At 40.8% G+C, this 20,756-nt stretch carries 16 protein-coding genes; 9 read left to right on the top strand and 7 right to left on the bottom strand.

Annotation, left to right across the window (positions count from 1 at the left end):
* The first annotated feature begins 183 nt into the window (after nucleotides 1–183).
* Nucleotides 184–2,052: a DUF885 domain-containing protein gene (locus ACGHEH_RS06190; protein WP_390442943.1), complete on the top strand. Its 1,869-nt coding sequence runs from the start codon at nucleotides 184–186 to the stop codon at nucleotides 2,050–2,052.
* A 70-nt stretch (nucleotides 2,053–2,122) separates the two neighbouring features.
* Here the strand turns inward: ACGHEH_RS06190 and ACGHEH_RS06185 are convergent, their stop codons facing one another.
* Both ACGHEH_RS06185 and ACGHEH_RS06180 read right to left on the bottom strand, forming a co-directional pair.
* Entirely contained in the window at nucleotides 2,123–2,353 is a 231-nt protein-coding gene (locus tag ACGHEH_RS06185; RefSeq protein ID WP_390442940.1) for a hypothetical protein, read from the bottom strand.
* Nucleotides 2,354–2,486: 133 nt separating this feature from the next.
* Nucleotides 2,487–3,092: an arylesterase gene (locus tag ACGHEH_RS06180; RefSeq protein ID WP_390442938.1), complete on the bottom strand. Its 606-nt coding sequence runs from the start codon at nucleotides 3,090–3,092 to the stop codon at nucleotides 2,487–2,489.
* Between the two features lie 608 nt (nucleotides 3,093–3,700).
* Between ACGHEH_RS06180 and ACGHEH_RS06175 the strand changes: the two genes are divergently transcribed.
* Nucleotides 3,701–5,080, top strand: a complete 1,380-nt coding sequence (locus ACGHEH_RS06175; protein ID WP_390442935.1) for a M28 family metallopeptidase — start codon at nucleotides 3,701–3,703, stop codon at nucleotides 5,078–5,080.
* Between the two features lie 118 nt (nucleotides 5,081–5,198).
* Here ACGHEH_RS06175 and ACGHEH_RS06170 read toward each other — a convergent pair whose 3' ends face one another.
* The gene (locus ACGHEH_RS06170) at nucleotides 5,199–7,109 is read right to left on the bottom strand and encodes a pre-peptidase C-terminal domain-containing protein (protein WP_390442933.1); all 1,911 of its coding nucleotides are present in this window, start codon (nucleotides 7,107–7,109) and stop codon (nucleotides 5,199–5,201) included.
* A gap of 554 nt (nucleotides 7,110–7,663) precedes the next feature.
* Between ACGHEH_RS06170 and ACGHEH_RS06165 the strand changes: the two genes are divergently transcribed.
* On the top strand, nucleotides 7,664–9,793 hold the full coding sequence (locus tag ACGHEH_RS06165) for a cation:dicarboxylate symporter family transporter (RefSeq protein ID WP_390444152.1): 2,130 nt from the start codon (nucleotides 7,664–7,666) through the stop codon (nucleotides 9,791–9,793).
* Nucleotides 9,794–9,845: 52 nt separating this feature from the next.
* On the opposite strand, the gene ACGHEH_RS06160 is transcribed toward ACGHEH_RS06165, so the two are convergent.
* Entirely contained in the window at nucleotides 9,846–11,132 is a 1,287-nt protein-coding gene (locus ACGHEH_RS06160; RefSeq protein ID WP_390442930.1) for an oligosaccharide flippase family protein, read from the bottom strand.
* A 78-nt stretch (nucleotides 11,133–11,210) separates the two neighbouring features.
* Entirely contained in the window at nucleotides 11,211–11,774 is a 564-nt protein-coding gene (locus ACGHEH_RS06155) for a hypothetical protein (RefSeq protein WP_390442928.1), read from the bottom strand.
* A 248-nt stretch (nucleotides 11,775–12,022) separates the two neighbouring features.
* Between ACGHEH_RS06155 and ACGHEH_RS06150 the strand changes: the two genes are divergently transcribed.
* Entirely contained in the window at nucleotides 12,023–12,529 is a 507-nt protein-coding gene (locus tag ACGHEH_RS06150; RefSeq protein ID WP_390442925.1) for a GNAT family N-acetyltransferase, read from the top strand.
* Nucleotides 12,530–12,654: 125 nt separating this feature from the next.
* Nucleotides 12,655–14,232 carry an EAL domain-containing protein gene (locus tag ACGHEH_RS06145; protein WP_390442923.1) on the top strand — a complete coding sequence of 526 codons (1,578 nt, stop codon included), beginning with the start codon at nucleotides 12,655–12,657 and terminating at the stop codon, nucleotides 14,230–14,232.
* Between the two features lie 299 nt (nucleotides 14,233–14,531).
* Here ACGHEH_RS06145 and ACGHEH_RS06140 read toward each other — a convergent pair whose 3' ends face one another.
* Both ACGHEH_RS06140 and ACGHEH_RS06135 read right to left on the bottom strand, forming a co-directional pair.
* Nucleotides 14,532–14,702: a hypothetical protein gene (locus ACGHEH_RS06140; protein ID WP_390442921.1), complete on the bottom strand. Its 171-nt coding sequence runs from the start codon at nucleotides 14,700–14,702 to the stop codon at nucleotides 14,532–14,534.
* A gap of 28 nt (nucleotides 14,703–14,730) precedes the next feature.
* Nucleotides 14,731–15,618, bottom strand: a complete 888-nt coding sequence (locus tag ACGHEH_RS06135; protein ID WP_349286867.1) for an alpha/beta hydrolase-fold protein — start codon at nucleotides 15,616–15,618, stop codon at nucleotides 14,731–14,733.
* A 184-nt stretch (nucleotides 15,619–15,802) separates the two neighbouring features.
* On the opposite strand from ACGHEH_RS06135, the gene ACGHEH_RS06130 reads away from it, so the two are divergent.
* The 4 genes from ACGHEH_RS06130 (at nucleotide 15,803) to ACGHEH_RS06115 (ending at nucleotide 20,681) form a co-directional block, all read left to right on the top strand.
* On the top strand, nucleotides 15,803–16,465 hold the full coding sequence (locus ACGHEH_RS06130; RefSeq protein ID WP_138566713.1) for an ABC transporter ATP-binding protein: 663 nt from the start codon (nucleotides 15,803–15,805) through the stop codon (nucleotides 16,463–16,465).
* A complete protein-coding gene (locus ACGHEH_RS06125; RefSeq protein ID WP_390442917.1) occupies nucleotides 16,456–19,026 on the top strand; it encodes an ABC transporter permease in 2,571 nt (856 codons plus the stop codon). The genes ACGHEH_RS06130 and ACGHEH_RS06125 overlap by 10 nt, the downstream gene beginning before the upstream one ends.
* 117 nt (nucleotides 19,027–19,143) lie before the next feature.
* Entirely contained in the window at nucleotides 19,144–20,187 is a 1,044-nt protein-coding gene (locus ACGHEH_RS06120) for a PLP-dependent cysteine synthase family protein (RefSeq protein ID WP_390442914.1), read from the top strand.
* Nucleotides 20,188–20,225: 38 nt separating this feature from the next.
* Entirely contained in the window at nucleotides 20,226–20,681 is a 456-nt protein-coding gene (locus ACGHEH_RS06115) for a GNAT family N-acetyltransferase (RefSeq protein WP_390442911.1), read from the top strand.
* Nucleotides 20,682–20,756 lie beyond the last annotated feature (75 nt).

Raw genomic sequence — 20,756 nt, 5'->3', positions numbered from 1 at the left:
GCTTAATTAAGAGGGCTGGTATAACTGTTTTTCAATAGGCAAAAAAGCAACAAGTACTTTCTTATTGTACTAGCACAACGAATATAATTGTATACAATGTGCAAAGTGAGCTGGATAATAAAAAACATTAATATTCACGTGCAATAAAACTAGGATATTGATGAGAATACCTTGGAGCCAAATATGATCAAACAAACCCTAACTGCACTTGCCGTTTGTGCAGTACTCGCCGGTTGCTCTACTGAAACAACACAAAAAACAAAGTCAGTAGCAGCACAACAAGCTCAAGTAAGTCGAGCTGAAGTTGACAGTGTGGTAAATACCTATACGAAAAACTTCATCAATCATCAGCCTGCTTTAGCAACGTCTTTAAAACTAGATAGCAATGAGTTTGGTCAATACGCAGATCGTTTACCAAATTACTCATTGGTAGGCATGCAAGCCCTGCAAATAGATATGCATGAAGCGGCGGAGCAACTTAACGCATTGCAGAGTAAAAACCTCTCAGAAAAAGACCGCTTACATGTTGCCGTAAATGAAGTGATTGCGCGTTATTATGCGGGCGATAAGCAGTTCAGTGGTGGTTATATTGATACGTGGGGCGGGCATCTACCGTATGTAGTAAATCAAATTTCAGGGCCATTAATTGATATTCCAAATATATTAAAAGATCAACATGGCATTACGTCAGAAAAAGATGCGACAGATTATCTTAAGCGTTTGTCTGCGTTTGCAATTCTAACAGAGCAGGTACGTAGCAAAGTGGCAGATGATGCTAGCAAAGGCATTATCTTACCTAAACCACTTTTCCCAAACACCTTAAGATATTTAAATAATTTCACAGCGCCAGATGCATCAGAACACCCATTGGTGAGTAGTTTTGCTGAGAAACTTAATGAGCTCAAAACGCTTGATGATAAAACCAAAGCAGTTTTAGTTAAAAAAGCCGCGAATATTGTGGAGTCTGAGATTTACCCAGCTTTTGCAAAAGTAAGTAAAGATATGCAAGCCCTTGAGGCAATTGCGCCGACAAAAGTCGGTATTTGGGCACAGCCAAACGGTGAAGCATTTTATCAACATGAGATCACCTATTTAGCCGACTCAAGCATGACAGCAGAAGAAATTCATAATGTGGGTTTGGCTGAAGTTAAACGAATTTCGGAGCAAATGGATGCAATTTTAACTGCAAATGGCTACATAGAAGGCTCAGTTGGCGAGCGCATGCAAAAGCTAAGCGAAGAGCCGCGCTTCTTATTTGCTGACAGCGATGAAGGTCGCGAGGAACTATTAGCGTTTTTACGTGGTGAAATTAAAACCATAGAAGAGAAAGCGCTCAACCTATTCTCATCTTTGCCACCTCAAGCGGTTGAAGTAAAACGCATTCCTAAAGCCGTTGAAGCCGGAGCACCAGGTGGTTATTACAATGCCCCATCACTAGATGGTAGTCGCCCGGGTATTTTTGCGATTAATCTAAAAGACATGAAAGCAGTCCCTAGCTTTGGCTTAAAAACATTGACTTATCATGAAGCTGTACCAGGCCATCACTTCCAAATAGCGTTAAATATGTTGCAAACAGATATTGGCTTAATGCGTCAAAATGCATCATTTAATGGCTTTATTGAGGGTTGGGCTCTGTATTCTGAGCTAGTCGCTTACGAGATGGGCATGTACGAAAACGACCCATTTGGTGATTTGGGCCGTCTTCAAGCTGAAGCATACCGCGCAGCGCGTTTAGTGGTTGATACCGGTCTACACCACAAGCGATGGACGCGTCAGCAAGCAATCGAATACTTCGCTCAAGCGACGGGCTCAGCCATGAGTGATGTGGTATCGGCAATAGACCGTTATATCGCATGGCCGGGTCAGGCTTTGGGTTATAAGCTAGGCATGATAAAGCTTGTTGAATTACGCGATAAAGCAAAAGCAGAGCTTGTTGAGAAGTTTGATATTAAAGCATTTCATGATTTGATTTTGCTTAAAGGTGCACGCCCACTGGCCATTGTTGAAAGTGATGTTGATGCTTGGATAAAAGTACAAAACTCTAAAAGCTAAAGAAAAGTCAGTATATTTGTGATCAAAAATGGCCACGTAAGTGGCCATGGTCTCTCAGTTTTGGTTCAACTTACCAAAAAACTTTAGTCACTCGCATAGTTCCACCATCTGCTGCACAACGTGCACCTATAGAGCGATCATAAGTTGAAGAAATTTCAAACCATAATTGTTTGCTATTATTGTCTAAACACTGGAAATGATAATAGCGAAAATTTTCTATACTTGAACCTCTAGCATCTGTGGTTGCGCTAAAAGAGAACGTGCTTGCTGCAATCAATGCAGTTAAAATTAGTTTTTTCATTTTAGTATCCTTCATTTTTAGTTTTTTTCCTTTCACATCTGACAAATTCATTGTGGTTATTAAATTATCAGTATGAACAAAATTAATACTACTTGCATGAAGGGGGTCTGTCTATATCTAGAGTAATCTCTGATTAAAATGCACCATTTTCTTTTAGAAGTTGATAAATTGATTCAGCCATTGTTTTGTAGCCAGCCTTATTAAAGTGAATATAATCAGATTTCATGGATGGTTTTTTCATTAATTTAGAAATTAATCTAGGCTCAAATACAACTTGGTGTTTGTCTGCTAGGGCTTGATAAAGCGGCGCGGAGCTTGAGAAAAGACTTTTTTGAGGTACACCGATGAGCACAACTTCTACGCCGTAGCTTTTTGCTATTTCGATCATGTCATTAAGGTTTGCTTGTGTTTCATCAAGGTTTTTATTTTGTAAAATATCGTTACCGCCTTCTAATAAAATAACCAGTGTTGGAGCATGCTGCTCAATGACATCGGCAAATCGATTTAGTCCCTCACTGGTTGTTTCTCCAGATATCCCCGCGTTGATTACTTTCACACCAGAGAGCGATTCAAGCACGCTTGGGTAGCTATGTTGCTTCGACACGCCAACACCTTGCGTTAAGCTGTCACCAAAGGCCAGAATAACATTATGTTGCTGTAAACGGGTTAGCTTAGGGGCATCACTGCATCCTGTTAAAAAGAAAATGAAAAGTAAGCTGAGTATTTTGAAAAGTTGCATACTTAGACCTTAGATGAGATAAAATTGCTTTGAACAAGATACACAAAATAAACCATTGAAAAGAATATAAAGTACTGTTTTAAGGAGCAACAATTGGACTACGTTGTTCACCTATTGAAAGGTGTTAAACGTAGTGGGCTTTTTCGTTTTTTGCTCTTTAAATTTAAGTAGGTTAAAACGTTGGTTAATACCAAATAGCAGAGAAAGGAAAAATAAGCAGAAAAACAACATCACACTATAGATGTTATCTTCAATCATATTGAATACCAATAAAGCCAAAAAACAAAACGCAGCTAAAAAATATGAGCTTGGTTTAAAGACTTGCTTTGCCATTTAAATGAGACGTCCTATTAAAAAGTTTATTAAGAATCATTATCAAGTTCCTAAATCTGCATCTGATATTTAGAACTTGCAACTATTGTCGTTAGAATACATATAAAAACATCCTTTATTATTAATTTTTAATGATACAGACGGCGCATTGATAAAAATGTTTCTACTATCAAAACGTACGGGATCAACTCACCGTATAGCAAGATGACTCAACTTGTGAGACTTGCCGTAAAGGCATAACTTAAACGTTAGAACAATAAAAAAGGCGACAATAAATGAAGGGCTACATACCAATTGCACTGTCATCGTTATTAAGCTTGGTTGCGACAACTGTGAATGCAAACACGCAAATAGATTACATCGATCAACAAAAACTTCATGACATCAATAAAGCTGTATCGGCTGCCAATATTAAAAAAGATATCAAAAAGCTTGTCAGCTTTGGTACACGCCATACATTATCAGAGACAAAGTCTGACACTCGCGGCATTGGCGCTGCTAGGCGCTGGATAAAGGCTGAGTTTGAAGTTATTTCCAAAGCCTGTGGTGGCTGCTTAGAAGTGTATTACCAATCAGATGTTATTAGCGGTGAAAAGCGCATACCTAACTCAACTGAAGTTGTGAGTGTGATTGCCATACAACGAGGGCAAACAGACCCCAACCGTTATGTGATGATGTCAGGTGACATTGATTCGCGTATTACTGACGTGATGAACTTCACCGATGATGCACCGGGTGCAAACGACAATGCATCGGGTTTGGCTGGCACGCTAGAGGCCGCGCGCGTACTGAGCAAATACAAGTTTAATGGCAGTATTGTCTATGCCGCACTGGCGGGTGAAGAGCAAGGCTTGTTCGGTGGCAAGATCATGGCAAAGCAAGCAAAGGCAGATGGCTGGCGATTAAAAGCTGTGCTGAACAATGACATGATCGGCAATATCGAAGGTGTGAACGGGGTGATTAATAACACCACAGCACGCATATTTGCTGAAGGCACCCGACAAACAGAAAATGAAGACGACATTCGCAACCGACGTTTTCGTGGTGGTGAAGTTGATTCGCCAAGTCGCAATCTGGCTCGTTACATAGATTGGATGGCCGACCTTTATATTCCAAATCTGGATACCATGGTGGTGTATCGTTTAGATAGATTCCGCCGTGGCGGACATCATCGGCCATTTAATGATTTAGGTTTTCCGGGTGTGCGCATCATGGAAACCAACGAAAACTATAACCGACAACATCAAGATTTACGCACCGAAAACGGCATTGTCTATGGCGACACCATTGATGGAGTAAACTTTGATTATGCTGCCAAGTTGACTGCGCTCAACGCTGTTTCACTTGCAGGTATGGCATGGGCACCGACGCCACCAGCAAAAGTCAGTATCAAGGGGGCTGTTTCACCAGACACTTCACTGTCGTGGCAACTTGCAGACAAAAAAGAAAACCCACAGCTAGCAGGTTATAAAATCTATTGGCGACTGACTGACGCACCACAGTGGCAATACAGTAGGTTTGTCGGCAAAGTCGACAGCTATACGCTGAAAAATGTGGTGATTGATAATTACTTCTTTGGTGTTGCCAGTGTTAGCAAAGACGGGTTTGAAAGCCCAGTGGTGTTCCCTGGTCATGCTGGAGATTTTGGGGACTGAAGTATGTACTGATAGTGGCTATGAAGAACAATACAAAGCTAGTTATGCTTCAGTCATAAATAAAAAAGCCTCAGTCATGACTGAGGCTTTTTAGTAAGAAAATGAACTTCTTTAGAAATTAGTGGCTGGCAGTCAGCGTTAAACCACTGTAAGCGTTGTAACCACGTAACATAATGTAGTAAGTGCCACCGGTACCCGAATTTAAGCTACAGCTTTCGGTATTTCCGTTACGGTAAGGACGACAGTCATAGGTCGAAGTTGTCGGTGCTTGACCTTTTCTAACATACAGATCTGCATCACCTGTGCCACCTGAGGTATTTACATTAAGCGTTACGCCCGCAGGAACATCAATGGTGTAAACTACTTGAGAGTTAGAAGCGCCAGACAGGTTGGTTTTAGGCACACCATTTTGCAAACAGCTTTCACCACAACTTGTGCCATCAGCAGTCTGAGCTTTCAACGATACACCAGAGAAAGCTCGATAACCATGAACCATGACATGCCAAGTACCCGCAGTTGGGTTATTTACAGTACACGTTTCTTCGTTACCATTTTTATATGGGCGACAGCTATAAGACGACTTCGAAGGTTTAGTACCTTGTTGGATGTATAAATCAGCATCACCAGAGCCCCCAGTCATGTTAAACGATACTTCTGCTTTGTTTGCTGGTACATCAAAAGTAAAGAATTGCTCTGAATTAGTCGCGCCAGAGAGTGATACTGCAACACCATCTTGAAGTTCATTGCTTGGTGGATCGACCGGATCAACAGGGCCTGTACCATTATCGCCATTCGGGATCTGTCCGTTGAAGTGACTCGATACTTGTGGCCAGATCAGGCTGATTTTAGCGCCTTTGTTGGTACAACCACCTAAATGGTGAAGGGCAATTACTTTATTTGTTTGAGCTGCTAAAACAGGAGAACCTGATGAACCACCAATGGTGTCACAGTAGTAACCTAAATCTGTGCCCGTTCCACGACCCGTTGCGTTTGCATCATTGACTGAACATAAGCCTGTCGCATCACGATCTGACTCAATTGATAACTCTTTAGGGTTACCTGAACCATGTTGAGGGATGTAAATTCGCTCGCCCTGTGTAGCATCACGCACATCAAGACCAAAGTAACCAAATGGTGCCGCTTTCGCGAAATCATTGATAGTAAATAGGGTGTAGTCTAGTGTGTAGTCAGTTTTAAGGAGATCTTTACCTGTTACTTTTACAACGGTTTCTAATGTTGAACCATTACATGAAGTATGCTGATAATTGAACCAAACTTCTGTGTTTGCAAGCTCTGCACTTGAATCTACACAGTGGTTGTTGGTAAACATGCGGTTGTCACTACCTACACGCCAACCTGTACATAAGCCTGCGCCGTTCATAAGCAGTCGAGCTACAGGGCGAGAACGCTCAAACTCAGTTGGGTTTGAATTCGCCCAGCATTGCACATCTTTTCGCTCCATTGCACCACAGGTTGAGTATATGCCCGTGTCAGTCTCAGCTGGCTGAACGAGTTCATTTTCAGTGCCATGATAGTAGCTGTCTATCTCAGCATTTAATGTATTCATTTCACTCTGTGCCAAAAGCGCATTACCCACATTGTTTCCAGGCGTATATTCAACAACGACTTTGTCCGCAGAGACAGACATAGCGTAGAAAGAAGACACGCCATCATCACCTTGCGCAGTCGTCGCTGCATTCATATTAAATTCTGTGTACTCGTAGCGCTCGCTGCCATCTTCTGAGCGAACCACCAACTTACCACCATTTTGCAGTTTGATATTTTTGAAGTGGAGTTTGATATAGCTTGCATTGGGATGCGAAACAGTTTGTGTGATCACAGACTGACCGTTCATGCTTGCCGTTGCAAACTGACTGCTAAGCGGCAAATTCAGTTTAGAGGCTTTACCAATTGTGGTTTTTTGCGCTTTTGAAGTGTATTTCATCATTTGCGCTTCGGTTAATGGTGCTTGCGCCAATGCAGAGGCAGAAGCAACGCCAAGAATTGGCAGTAACATTTTTAATTTCATTTTATAGTTTCCTTCAACTTTGTATTTTTATTGGTACTAAGTACCGGCGGTAAAACTAGCTTAGAAAACTTAATAGGTAAATTTAATGTTAATAATGTTTTAATATTAAGTTTTTAAAATTCCTTCAATTTAGAAATATAGATGGCTGCAAGGTTTCCTGAGTCTAAATTAGGCTTGTTTTTAAGTGTATGATTTTAAATGAATCAATTCTGTTATTTCGTTAATTAGCAAGGTTATTGCGTTTATTGAAATAAAAAATATTGCAGATGAAATTTTTTAATATTATGTTGGTGTACATACAAAAGTATTAGCTTTTTGAGGGTTCAACTTGGCTTGTAATGAGTGACCGAAAGCATCAAATAACTGAGTGCACACAGAGTTGTTGGGTAAGGACAGAGTTTATGTCGGCTTTTTATCGGGATATTCAGATACAGGTCAGGTTAAGGTTTTATAATCCCCGCACTTTTTCAACAACGACTATGATTAATAGATAAAAATAAGGTGTGAGTGATAGCGTGAAATCCATATTGGCATTTTTAGGCAATCGAAACTGGATGTTATGGGCATTATTGCTGGGGGTCGCAACCGGTTTGATATTTGGTGAGCGGGTGGCATTTTTGCAACCCATTGGTACCGGCTTCGTGAAGTTGATGCAAATAACCATATTTCCTTACATTGTTGTGAGCCTGATAGTAGGCCTTGGCAAATTTAATCCTGAACAAGTAAAAAGCATTTTAGTAAAAGCGGCGACTGTGATGGTGACTTTGTGGATCGTTGGTCTAGCCGCTATATGGTGCTTTACCTTAACTTTACCAAAGCACGATGCAGGTACGTTTTTCTCTCCTGCTCTGATCTCTCCGGCGACATCGATTGACTTTGTTGCACAGTATATTCCAGATAACCCTTTTGCCTCCTTAGCTGAAGGTAATGTACCGGCTATTGTGATTTTCTGTATTGCTTTAGGTATGTCACTGATTGCTAACAAACGAAAAAGCCAAGTCTTAGACTTTCTTGAAGTTGTAGGTCAAGGGCTGACCGTGATCTCTAAAAAAGTCATCGCTATTTTCCCTATCGGTATTTTTGCAATGAGTGCCAGTACAGCAGGTACATTAAGCGTTGAGCAATTACATAACTTGCAAGTATATTGGGTGTTGGTACTGTGCTTAGGCTTATATTTAATGCTGGTGTTATTGCCAATGTTAGTGGCGGCTGCAACGCCAATAAAATACAGAGATTTAATTTATGTGATGCGTAATGCCTGGATAACGGCTTTTAGTACAGGCAATGTATTTATTGTGCTGCCAGTGATCACCGAAGGGATTAAAGCCCACATGCGTAAAATCGGCCGCAATGATGAACAGTCAGATCATATTGCCGAGGTTTTGGTACCAATTGCATATACTTTCCCGAGTTTAGGTAAATTAACGACCCTGATATTTGTTATGTTCGCGGCTTGGTTAACGGGCAATCCCGTTAGTTTTAGCGATATTCCCAATGTGACGCTCTCGGCTATGTTGAGCTATTTTGCAAACGTACATATTGCGATCCCGTTTTTATTAGACAGCTTGCGGATCCCCGCTGACAGCTACCAACTCTATCTTTCAATGTCTGTATTGAGTGCCAAAGTTGTCTCGCCAACAACGGTGGTGTATATCTTTGCCTTTGTGCTGTTGAGTATATTTTATTGCCGTAAGCAGTTGCATTTTAAACGTTTAAGATCGGCATATTATGTGATTTTACCCTGCGCATTATTGCCTGCTTTTATGGTTGTCAGTTTTACCCTTAATACTCAACTGGCTGCGAGCAGCAAAGCAGCGAATGAAGTCATAGCGAACATGGTGGTGTCAGATAAAGTACCAGCACATGTGTTGAACCACGTACCAAAAGCTTATCAAAGCGGTGAATTGTCTTTAACTAATATTGACGTTATTAAGAGGCGCAACTTACTACGTATTGGCTATGTAGTCGATAACGTACCGTTTAGTTATTTCAATCAGAAAAATGAACTTGTAGGCTTTGACATTAGCCTGGCCCATAAATTAGCCAGTGACTTAGATGTTGAAGTCGAATTTATTCCATTTAAGAAATACCAATTGAGCGAATACCTTAATAAAGGATATTTCGATATTGCGATGTCGGGCCTCGAGATAAATGTCGCCGACTTAACAAAAGTGCGTTTCAGCCATAAGGTGTTAGAACTGCAATTGGCAATTTTAGCCAAAGACTATGAACTCGCGCGTTTTACAAGCATTGAGCAAATTAGAAATTCTGGAGATTTAAGCTTTGCACACATGGAATACGGCCCTTTATTAAAGCAGGTGAGCCAGCGTACCAGCTCAATTCAGTTTAAACAGCTGACCACTTTGCAAGATTACTTTAAATCGCCAGAGCAATTCGATGGTTTAGTCATTAGTGCAGAAGCTGGGTTTGCATGGAGTATGTTCTACCCTGAATATGGTGTAGTTGTGCCTGAAGGCGACATGCAAAAGTACCCGGTTGGTTTCGCTGTTGCAAAACGCAATTTAGATTTATTGAGTTATGTCGATGCTTGGTTGGCTATTCAACAAATCAATGGCAGCATTGATAATGCCTACAATTATTGGATTTTAGGGCAAGGAACCAAGTCAAAAGAAACCCGCTGGTCGGTACTTGATGATGTCATAGAGTCCGACGAGAAAAAGTAGCGAAGCTCCAAAAAGGTTTGAGAGCACGGATTAAAGCCGTGCTCTCGTTGTTTTAGCTCTCAACGGAACTGAGCAAATCGTTACTATCTAAACGGTAATATAAAAGAACAGCCAAGCTCCATGTCGATAATGAGAGAGCCGTTGCAAGCGCAGCACCAGTTAAACCAAATTTAGGAATAAATAACATATTGGCAATCACATTAATCGCAACGGCAATCACACCAAACCCCACAACTTGCTTACCTTGCCCAGTATATTGCAGCCAAGTGGCAGTGATCGCCGCAACAGCCGTTATCGCATAACTTGGAATTAAAATCAGTAGAGCATTTTTCGCATCAGAATAGTCTGTACCGAACAGCTTCAATAAGTCATCAGAGATAAACCAAAGTAATGAACCGACTACAGTGGTCATGACTAGAGTAATAAACCTTGCTTTACCAAAAAGTTTGTTAGCTAAATCTGGACTATTATCAAGTTGCCTGCCAATAAGTGGCAGAAATAAACTCGCAATTGTAACCTGCGTCACAGGAATGATATGCGCAAGGGTATTGGCTGCAGAAAAATGCCCAACATCGTGCTCATTTGCCAACCATTCAAGCATTAATAAATCAGTTTGATTTAACATCAGTGCCACCAGCATAGCTAACATCATAGGAATTGATTGTTTAAGCAGTGCCTTGTCAGGAGTGGCGGACTCAAAAGGCGTAAGAGTAATGATATTCTTTTGAAATAATAACCATATTTGCCATACCACAATGACAATCACGATCATGAACCCCGCAAAAATGACAAGCTCAACACTGAGCTCAATATAAAAGTACGCTAACGCTAGTACTGCGCATGTTTTTAAAAGAGGGAGAGCAACACGCCATGGTAAATTAGAAAAAGCCAGTAGTTTGGCGCTTTGCAGTACTCGGCTTAGTAGAGCACCCAGCGCAATTATGGGGACTGCTACAATCATTAAAGATAGGGCATGGTGACCATCAGCATCGAAATGAATAACGTGGAAATAACTTAAAAACCAAATCAGTGAGATAATAAAAATTGAAATGATAAACGCACGTTTTATATAGCAAGCTAAATACGCTGATACCGCTGAGTTATCTTTATTAGCGATATGCTTAGATAAAATTCGAGGGGCAAGTCTGTCACCACCAAGTAAAACTAATACTGATGCAAGCATAGTGATACTGTATGCGACTTTATAGTCACCATATTGATGTGCTTCTAAGTGCTGACTTAAGGTGACATTGAACCAATAATCAGCTGCATAACCAAAGATGATTGAGAAAACGAGTAGCCAGGTACCTCGGCTTAAATAGTTTTTTTGGTCTTCCACATTCTTACCCTAATTCGCGTTTTTTAATAAATTATCACCAAACTTTGAATAGAATGTGGAAGTAGACTGCCTGAGGTATTATTTAACACTCACACTTTGTATTTTAATGTAAGCTTCACCACCTTTAGCATCGATCAAATCTGGGACAAAATACAGCGCAGAGACATGCTCTGTAATAATGCCTTTATCGATTGAAGAAGCGGGTGTCCAGCTCGGTCGTTGAAAATCATTTAGGGTGACCGTTTGAGTCGTCCAAGTACTGGCTGCAGGTAAAACAGTTTGGTAATGCGCATATGTTTTATCACCTTCTCCCCCATAGTCTTTTTGCGATAACTTGATGACCATGTCTTTATCACTTTGATAGGTCAGAGTAATACTAGCCAGCTCAGGCAACTGCTTACTTGGGAGGTCGTAAATGAGCTCAACCCAAGAGTTGTTTAGCTTATCTACTCGAGGAACTCGTTTAAATGCAATTTCTACACGCTCCGAATTAACTAAAGGGCCATTCAAAATAGCTTGGCTACCGTGCGGATCGGTTGCATAACGCCATTGTGTTTCATCCAGTTTGGCTGAATTGGTAGCTTGGCAGCCGAGTAAAAAAACAGAGAGTATGGCGCCTATGCCGAGAGATAATTTATTCATGAGAGTGTCCCTTTATGATTGCTGATGTCACGATAAAGGTGAGGTGATATAAAAAGCAAAAGGATCAGACAAGCTGAAAAGAGCTTATATGAAGGTTTTGAAAGCCATTGCACTGTTATAGCCAGTTAAAAACACTAAATTGGTGCAATACAAAAATGGCAGTGAATTTTTCTCAATAAAATCAGAGCGAAAAATATGGTCTAGGAGTTGCTTATGAGTTGTCGGATAATTTTAAAAGTGACTTTATTATGACAGCGGCATTATGTTACCAAAACACAGCTTCTCTGCATTTTTTACCGGCTCAAATACGCATAGGTGGGCTTGATGAGCGACAAGTTATCAAGCTTTTGAAAGAGCATATTATTGATATGTATGCAACCTCACCAGAAGAGTGTGTGCATACACTTAATATTAATGCACTACAAAGTGAGACCATTAAATTTTGGAGTGCATGGCGCGGTGATGAAGCCGTAGGGTGTGTCGCAATTAAATATTTATCACCTTATCACTGTGAAATAAAATCAATGCGCACCAGCAACCAAGCAAGAGGCACAGGAGTGGGTCGTCAATTGCTCGAGCATGTTATTAAGTATGCCAAGCTCAATGGTGTAAAACGTCTCAGCCTAGAAACCGGCACCATGGATTTCTTTGCACCCGCTCGTAAATTGTATAGCCAAAATGGTTTTGAACCATGCGGACCATTTGGAGATTATGAGGTTGACCCGCATTCATGTTTTATGACTTTGATCCTCTAACAAAGAAGGTCTGCACCTAAATGTAATATATCTGAAATAAATCTGTAGTAATGTCAGAGCCTTAAACGTTGAAGCAAACTATCAATAAGCTTGCTTAGGTGGCGGCAAAGTCAGGTTAGGGAAAAGTGCCGAAATTCAGATATAAATTCAAAGCATTCAGTATTGCGCTGGCAGGGATGCTGATCGTCATCGCTCTACTTTACCCAAGAGAAACAGCCAATAAAAAGCAAGCTTTGCTCACTCAGGTACAGTCTGACTTTAATTGGCTATTGCGAGATTTAAACCAGCAGCTCGAGCTACTAAATCACTTCTTTACAGAGCACGATGACTTAGATGCGGCTTGCACTGAGCAAACCTTATATGAGCTACGCCGCGCGCACTTTAAAATTCCCAACATTGCCGAAATGGGCATAGTGAACCCAAGCGGTGAATTAATTTGTACTAGTTGGAGCAAACTTGATACCCCTCTTAAAACCGCGGGGCCAAAGCCAGCTCGTTCGGCAGAGTTACGTTTCTTTGGGCCAATTCACACTAGCTTTATTGGCGAAGCTGCACTGGTTATCGCGAAAACCCGTACCGACGGCTATGAGATAAACGCACTGTTACCGCAATCCATATTAAATCGCCACCTAGATGACTTAGACAGACCTTATAATTACATTGTGATTGCTGACTCAAAATCGGGAGTGCCGATTTTTAAAGTTGGTGATTACAGCTTGCCCGTAGACAATCAGCTATTTCCTATAAATAAGCCAATTACGCTCGAAAGTAGCCTATTTGATGATGGTAAGTCGCACGTGTTGGTGGGTTCTCCCCTTGAGAATTTGTCATCCTTGTCGCTGTTGTTAGCCATCAATGAAGATGCGCTCTATAAAAAAGTCTATCAGCCATCAACGATCAGCTTAGTCATTTATGGGGTGACATTTTTACTGTTGTTTTTATTGGTTAAAAACTATCAAAAATATTATCAAAGCCGTAAAAGTCAGCTCAAAGATGTCATTTCACAAGGGCAAGTTACTAATTTCTATCAGTTCATTTGGGATACCAGAGCCCGGGGTTTTATCGGTGCAGAAACCTTAGTACGCTTAAATGATCCGGTTGAGGGCATGTTAACCCCCAACTTGTTTTTGGCAGATATTGAAGCCAACAACTTACTTAAAGAAATGACCTATGAAATCATAAAAACACTGATACTTGACGCCGAAGTGCTCACTCAACAGCATAAAATTAAAAAGGTGAATATCAATATCACTGGCGAGCATTTAAAAGACGTGCATTTTAAAGCTCTTATTTTAGAGTTAAATCAGCTTATTCCTTTTTTAGTACTAGAACTGACCGAAAATGAGCTGTTAGAGTTTGATAATCTGCAAATTATGCAAACTATTCAAGACTTTAAAGCCGAAGGTATTTTGTTGGCGATAGATGACTTTGGGACGGGCTATGCTGGCTTACAGTATTTAAAGTCGCTACCGCTAGATATCATAAAAATTGACCAAAGCTATGTGGCGGCCATTGGCACTGAATCACAACTTGCGACTATGTTAGATGCCCTCATTGAGCTTGCAAAAACCTTTAAAATTGATGTGGTGGCAGAAGGAGTTGAGACTCAAGCCCAAGCAGAGTACTTGATCGATAAAGGCGTGTATTTACATCAAGGGTGGAAATACCACAAAGCTTGTTTGCTCTGTGATATTCCCATTTGATAATAAGTTTATAGCTTTAGTCAAAGCTATAACGTCTTTTAACCTCAACAACTTCGATGACATACGACTTATACCATTTATCTCGACCTAACTGCTGCGCAACGGCATGTTGGCTGTCTTGGTGCCAGCGTCTTATGTCATCTTCGTTTAGTCAAGAATACCAATACTCAATAATACTCAATCATTTTAAGGGACTAAAACTGACGCTAACTTCGTTGAAAATTTCTTATTTAGAACAACTAAATCGCAAAATTTTCGCCTCGTTATCGACCAGTTTTCCTTGCCTTAAAATAGTTCGCTTAATTAAGATAATTGGTATGAGAAATCGCGACTTCTTGGCCGTCCTCTTGCACTGCTAAAAAGTCTTGGCAGTTATATTTTTCAAAAGCAAGTTCTCGCATCACGCTAACCATTTTCGAATAGTCTGAGTCTTGTTGATTGGCGATGGCCTTAAAAATAACGGCGTACATACTTGCTCCTATATACTAAATAAACGGCTTATAAATGTTTAGCTCTGAAATCTTGGTAGGCTGTAAGCGCTTTTGGCACCGATACCACCGGGTTCTCGCCATGGCCTGCACCTTGGCTAAAGCTGTACTGCCAAGTAAGGTTTTCAGGCGCACCTTGCTCTAAGACTTCAATTAAGCCATTAAAAGATCCTGTGATGATGCTGGGTTCTTCAGCCCCTAGGCTTAAATAAAAGAGTTTAGGCTTCCCAGCCAGTTGCTGAATGTCTTGTCGAAATTGCTCAACTACCACTGAATCGTCATACCAAGCAGCAGGGCTAAAAGCAAAGTAACCGTTAAATAAGTCAGGTTTGGTGACCATAGTATAAATAACAAAACTACCACCAGCAGAGTAACCACTTAAAATGCGCTCGCCACTGAGAGAATAATGTTTATGCATATAGGGCAGTACTTCGGTCTCTATAAATGACAAGAACAAGTCAGCTTTGCCAAATATCTCAGGGTCGTTATCGCTAGCAGGACGGGGCTCGATATTTACATCTCGACGCGCATAGGGCGGCACTAAATCTCGGTTACGGGTATTGGTCCAAAACTGATTCGGAATAGACACCAAAATTGCTTCGGGATAAGTTTTTTGCTCTGCAAACTCGTCGAGTACAGCGTCCCAACGGGCTAGGTTAAAGTTGCCGTCAGAGCGAATAATGAGGGGATATTGTTTATCGGCAGAATAATTTTCGGGCAAGCGGATAAATATTTTTCGAGATTCATTGAGCACCTGAGACTCTATCACGCGGTCTTCAAAGTCAGATATATAGTATTTGTTATATTGATAGGCTTTAAAACCTGAAAACCCCATTGCAGCGAATAAAGCGGTGCCTAATAGCCAAGATTTTTTATTTGATTTTATTTTTTTAAACATACTTTAAACATCCAAACCCTTGTTTCTGAATAGGTAACTTAATTTAAAACAACGAATATGAAAAGTAATCTGCGCATTCTTGTTAATCAAAATTGTAAGCAAAGATGTGAAAATGTTTCTTCACATTCCTTTCACAGCCAATCATAAATACTAAGCCCAGACATAAAAATAAACGGAGTTCACTATGGGCATCGCAATCAATTTAACGAACCTGACACACCATATTCCTGTTAATAAGGACTTAAACTTAGCATTACTTGAAAACGCATCATTGCAAATTAAAGCAACTGAACAAGTTGCCATCGTGGGCGCGTCAGGCAGTGGTAAAACGACTTTGTTGAGTATTCTGGCAGGTCTTGAGCCGCTGCAAAGTGGTGAATTGGCTTTTATCAAGCAGCAGGTAGCACTTAATTCGGGCGAGATAAATCAGCATAGTGGCTTTGTGTTCCAACAATTCCATCTAATTCCTGAGTTAGATGCATTGAATAATGTCGCACTGCCATTGAAATTAAAAGGCGATAAACAGGCATTTGAAAAAGCGCGCAATTGGTTGTCTAAAGTTGGTCTTGCTGAGCGTGCAGACTTTTCGGTCAGTAAGCTCAGTGGTGGTGAACAGCAGCGTGTTGCCATCGCGAGGGCTTTTGTCTCTGAGCCTGCGCTTATTTTTGCCGATGAACCAACGGGTAATCTTGATGAGCAAACCGCAGAGCATATCAGTCAATTAATGTTGAAATGTTGTCGCGAAACCAACGCGACTTTAGTGTTAATTACTCATAATCAAGCCTTAGCTGAACAGCTCGACACAGTTTATAAACTAGAGCATGGGAGGTTGCAGTTATGCTCGTAAATGCACTTTCAAATCTCATAGATAAACGCACGCCAGCGTCAGACAATGACTATTCTATTAAGTCATTATGGGCACTGTCTTGGCAATTTCATTGGCAGCAAACTCGCTCACGCGTCAATCTAGTTCAGTTACTCACACTGTTCATCTTATTCTTCTATCTGAGCTTCACCACACTGCTTGGCAATGGTGTACAAGGGTATTTAAAACAGAACTTGCAGCAACTGCTGGGTGCTGACTCTGTTGTACAAACATTTCAACCTTTAAACCAAGCTCAGCGTTCGGCATTTATTCAACATAGCCACGAGTTTAGTGAAACCCAAACCTATAATGTCACGCTGACTCATCAAGTTGCAGATAAACATTTGGCCCAATTAGTCAGATTAAAAGCAGTTGATGATAATTATCCAGTACTTGGCACGCTTGGTGTGAGTGAGGAGCAAGGATTAACTACAACAGAGTATACAAAAGGGCCGAACCAAGGTGAGATTTGGCTAGAGTCACGCTTAGCCGCAGCTTTATCACTAAAGGTCAATGATGAAATTAAAGTCGCTGGGCAAACCTTTATGTTCACTCATTATTTAATCTCAGAGCCTGACAGATTGAGTGAGGGACATAACAGTGATATGCGTGCCATGGTGCATTTAGCATCTATTAAAAAGTTAACAGAAGCCAACACATTAGAAGCCAAATCTTATCGATACTTAATGGCACATGATGAAACACAATTACAAAGCCTAGTTTCGGCCAGCGATGACATTGATGGCGCGACGCTCATCAGTCAAACATTAGGTAATCACCCTTTAGCTAAAAGCTGGCAGCGAGTCGAAAAGTTTATGGGCTTAGTGTCTGTGTTGTTGGTGATTTTGGCGAGTATCATTTTGGCTCTAAGCAATCAAAACGTCATTAAGCCATTACAAACCTTTAGCGCTATTTGTATGGCCAATGGTTTAGCAAAACAGGCCAGTAAATGGTTGGTTATTTTTGGGTGTTTATTTACGACTGTTATTACTTTAGTGCCAAGTGTTTTAATGGCTACAGCGACCACTTATTTTGCGGTGCAATGGTTAGAAAACTACCAAATTGTGATAGCCCTTGATTGGCAATGGACGGCGCTGTTAGAGGTGATAGCTATAGCACTCAGTCTTTATATTGCACTCACTTTGCCTGCTTGGTATTCAGTATTAACCACACCAGTTAAGCGCTTATTGATGAGTTATCAAGCTCCAGAGCGTAAGCAATGGCTCACGAGTATGATGCCCCTCGTCGCTATTATTGCACTGATTGTATGGTACTCAGATAATTGGACTTTAACCGTCATGGTCGTCGGCACACTGGCGGCTTGCCTATTCGGTTTAGTTTTGTTGACTTGGTGTGTACTTGGCTTGGGCAAATGGGGGCTATCAAAGCGTGCTCAGCTATTTGGTTTTGCCCTATACCTTATGCAACAACGTATATATGTAAAAGGTGCGCAGATCATTGCCTTAGGTTTGAGTCTGACCTTGCTGCTATTATCACTGCGCATAACGCAAGATGTCACCAATGTATTGGAGCAACTTACCTTTAAAGACCAAGGCAATGTGGTGATAAGCCAAGTAACGAAGACTGAGCAACAGGCCTTAGCGCAGTTTTTAACCCAATACAAAGGGCAAATTAACTATATTGCGCCTTTTCAATACGCGCAGCTAACGCATATCAATCAAGTAAAGCTTAACGAAACAGGGCTGCAACCCAGTGAATCATCAGCGCGTTTAGAGCGACCCATTCGTCTGCACTGGCAAGCGCAAGTGCCAAGCAATAATGAAGTTGTATTGGGCAGTTGGCAAAGTGATCAAGTTCTTAAAGCAAATCAGTGGCCGGTCTCTATTGAAAGTGAAGTGTTTGAAGATATGCAATTTAAATTGGGTGATGTACTGAAAATGCGCATGGGAGAGCAAACTATAGAGTTGCATGTTGCCGCGAAACACGACTTTGTTTCGGGTGGCAGTAACACAACATTCTGGTTTGTGAGACAGAGTAATGATGCAGTCGCAAACGTTGAGACATTTTATATGGGAGATGCACAACTGAGTGATAAAGCGTTGGCAAATCTTGGCCAAGTTTGGCAAGCACACCCAAGCATGCGCATAATGTCGGTGGATGCTATGCTGGCTGATATACGTTTTTACATGAACTTTTTAATTATGATAGTGGTGATCTACAGTGCATTCATCGCACTTCTTACCAACTTACTTTTAGCAGCTGCAATTTCAGTGCACCAAAAGCAAGATAAAGCGCGCAACGGTTTATTGACTGTATTTGGTATAGATAAAATAAAGCAAAAATTACTGATATTTTATGAATGGACAATTATTACTTTGTTACCTGCATTAGTAGCCACCTTGTGTGTTTACTTGTCTATTGCTAGTTTTTATAAGTATGAGTTGGCTATGCCTTATCAAGCAAACTTTTTTGCCGTGTTAACGCAGGCTCTAATGATGGCAATAATCATCGCAATCACAGGTATTTTTATGTCTCTTAGGCAGTTAAAGTCACCAACTCGGGGGCTACTCGAAGAACAGTAATATTTTGTTAAGGTTTTTCTAAAAGTGGTGCTTGGCGAAAGCACCACTTTTGTGTGATAGTATGTTCCTAAAGGGTGGACTTAAAGCAAATAAGGGAAGAATTTAAGGTAAAATCGCATGCACAGATCTTGGGTTAATTGGGCAATTAAAACCATTGAAGCAGATTACACGCGCTCTGCCGATACACATTTAATTCGTTTAGATTTAGCGTCTCATCCTGATGTATTAATTTACCTAAAAGATGAAAGCACACATCCGACAGGTTCTCTTAAGCATCGTCTTGCACGTTCACTTTTTTTGTATGCTTTATGTAACGGTCATATCACTGAAAATACTCCTGTCATAGAGTCTTCATCCGGTAGCACTGCTGTTTCAGAAGCTTACTTTGCAAAGTTACTTGGTCTTGACTTTATTGCTGTGGTACCAAAGTCTACGGCAGAAGAAAAAATCAAACAGATTGAATTCTATGGTGGCCGCTGTCATTTAGTTGAACAAACAGACCAAATTTACAGCGAGTCTCAGCGTTTAGCCAATGAATTAAATGGCCATTATATGGATCAATTTACTTATGCCGAGCGTGCGACTGATTGGCGCGGTAATAACAACATTGCTGAAAGTATCTTTAAGCAAATGCAAGATGAGCCTCATCCTATACCAAGTTGGATAGTGATGAGCCCTGGTACTGGTGGTACTTCAGCGACGCTGGGCCGATATTTACGTTTTCAAAAATACGATACAAACTTGTTGGTTGTAGACCCTGAACACTCTGTGTTTTATGACTACTTTCAGACTCGTGACAACAGCATTACGCTCAGTCGAGGCAGTCGTATTGAAGGCATAGGCAGGCCGCGAGTTGAACCTTCTTTTATTGCTGGAGTAGTAGATGAGATGCAAAAAGTGCCAGATGCCGCCAGTATTGCCACCATGCATTGGCTCAGTAAAAAACTTGGTAAGCGTGTAGGGCCTTCATCAGGCACCAATATGTTTGGCGTGTTAAATAAAGTCTTAGAAATGCAGCAGCAGGGGCAGTCAGGTGCAATCGTGACGCTTTTGTGCGACAGTGGAGAAAGGTACTTAAATACATACCATGATGATCAGTGGATAGATAAGAACATTGGCGATTACAGCCAATTTAATGCCTTTTTGGCTCAATTTAATTAAAAATTAAAAATTAAAAATTAATAATAAGAAGTAAATAGATGCATTTAAGAATCGCGACTCAGGATGATATAAACGATTTATTATATTTAGAGCAAGCCGTCGTTGAAGCAGAAAGAGCTTACAACAGCCATATTAAAGCGAATGACGCGACATATTACGACTTACCTGCGCTCATAAGTGAAACAAACAGCCAAGTATTGGTGCTCGAGGAAAAAGACCAAATCATTGCGACTGGCTACATTCAGCTCAGAGCAAGTAAGCAATCTCTGTCTCATGAACAACATGGCTATCTTGGCTTTATGTATGTTGCACCAGATTTTCGTGGTCGAGGGTTAAACCGGCTTGTTATGGATGCGCTAATGGGCTGGGGGCGAGCACATGGTGTAGATATATTTTACTTAGATGTGTACGCTGGAAATCAAGCTGCAATTAATGCTTATCAAAAGCTAGGTTTTACACCTTCATTGGTTGAGATGAAACTTGAATGCGCATAACAAATTAGGGCGTGTATATTATTGATAACTTTGAGCAACTAAAGCTCAGGTTATGTAATTTCAGCACGCCCTAAC

The organism is Pseudoalteromonas sp. MTN2-4, from assembly GCF_042848605.1.
GTDB lineage: Bacteria > Pseudomonadota > Gammaproteobacteria > Enterobacterales > Alteromonadaceae > Pseudoalteromonas.
The sequence above is the reverse complement of the archived record's forward strand: the minus strand, read 5'-3'. Positions and strand labels throughout refer to the sequence as shown.

Excerpts from the sequence above, each read along its gene's own strand:
- ACGHEH_RS06190 (WP_390442943.1), top strand. The coding sequence starts at position 184 with ATGATCAAACAAACCCTAACTGCACTTGCCGTTTGTGCAGTACTCGCC.
- ACGHEH_RS06185 (WP_390442940.1), bottom strand. The coding sequence starts at position 2,353 with ATGAAAAAACTAATTTTAACTGCATTGATTGCAGCAAGCACGTTCTCT.
- ACGHEH_RS06180 (WP_390442938.1), bottom strand. The coding sequence starts at position 3,092 with ATGCAACTTTTCAAAATACTCAGCTTACTTTTCATTTTCTTTTTAACA.
- ACGHEH_RS06175 (WP_390442935.1), top strand. The coding sequence starts at position 3,701 with ATGAAGGGCTACATACCAATTGCACTGTCATCGTTATTAAGCTTGGTT.
- ACGHEH_RS06170 (WP_390442933.1), bottom strand. The coding sequence starts at position 7,109 with ATGAAATTAAAAATGTTACTGCCAATTCTTGGCGTTGCTTCTGCCTCT.
- ACGHEH_RS06165 (WP_390444152.1), top strand. The coding sequence starts at position 7,664 with ATGTTATGGGCATTATTGCTGGGGGTCGCAACCGGTTTGATATTTGGT.
- ACGHEH_RS06155 (WP_390442928.1), bottom strand. The coding sequence starts at position 11,774 with ATGAATAAATTATCTCTCGGCATAGGCGCCATACTCTCTGTTTTTTTA.
- ACGHEH_RS06150 (WP_390442925.1), top strand. The coding sequence starts at position 12,023 with ATGACAGCGGCATTATGTTACCAAAACACAGCTTCTCTGCATTTTTTA.
- ACGHEH_RS06140 (WP_390442921.1), bottom strand. The coding sequence starts at position 14,702 with ATGTACGCCGTTATTTTTAAGGCCATCGCCAATCAACAAGACTCAGAC.
- ACGHEH_RS06135 (WP_349286867.1), bottom strand. The coding sequence starts at position 15,618 with ATGTTTAAAAAAATAAAATCAAATAAAAAATCTTGGCTATTAGGCACC.
- ACGHEH_RS06130 (WP_138566713.1), top strand. The coding sequence starts at position 15,803 with ATGGGCATCGCAATCAATTTAACGAACCTGACACACCATATTCCTGTT.
- ACGHEH_RS06125 (WP_390442917.1), top strand. The coding sequence starts at position 16,456 with ATGCTCGTAAATGCACTTTCAAATCTCATAGATAAACGCACGCCAGCG.
- ACGHEH_RS06120 (WP_390442914.1), top strand. The coding sequence starts at position 19,144 with ATGCACAGATCTTGGGTTAATTGGGCAATTAAAACCATTGAAGCAGAT.
- ACGHEH_RS06115 (WP_390442911.1), top strand. The coding sequence starts at position 20,226 with ATGCATTTAAGAATCGCGACTCAGGATGATATAAACGATTTATTATAT.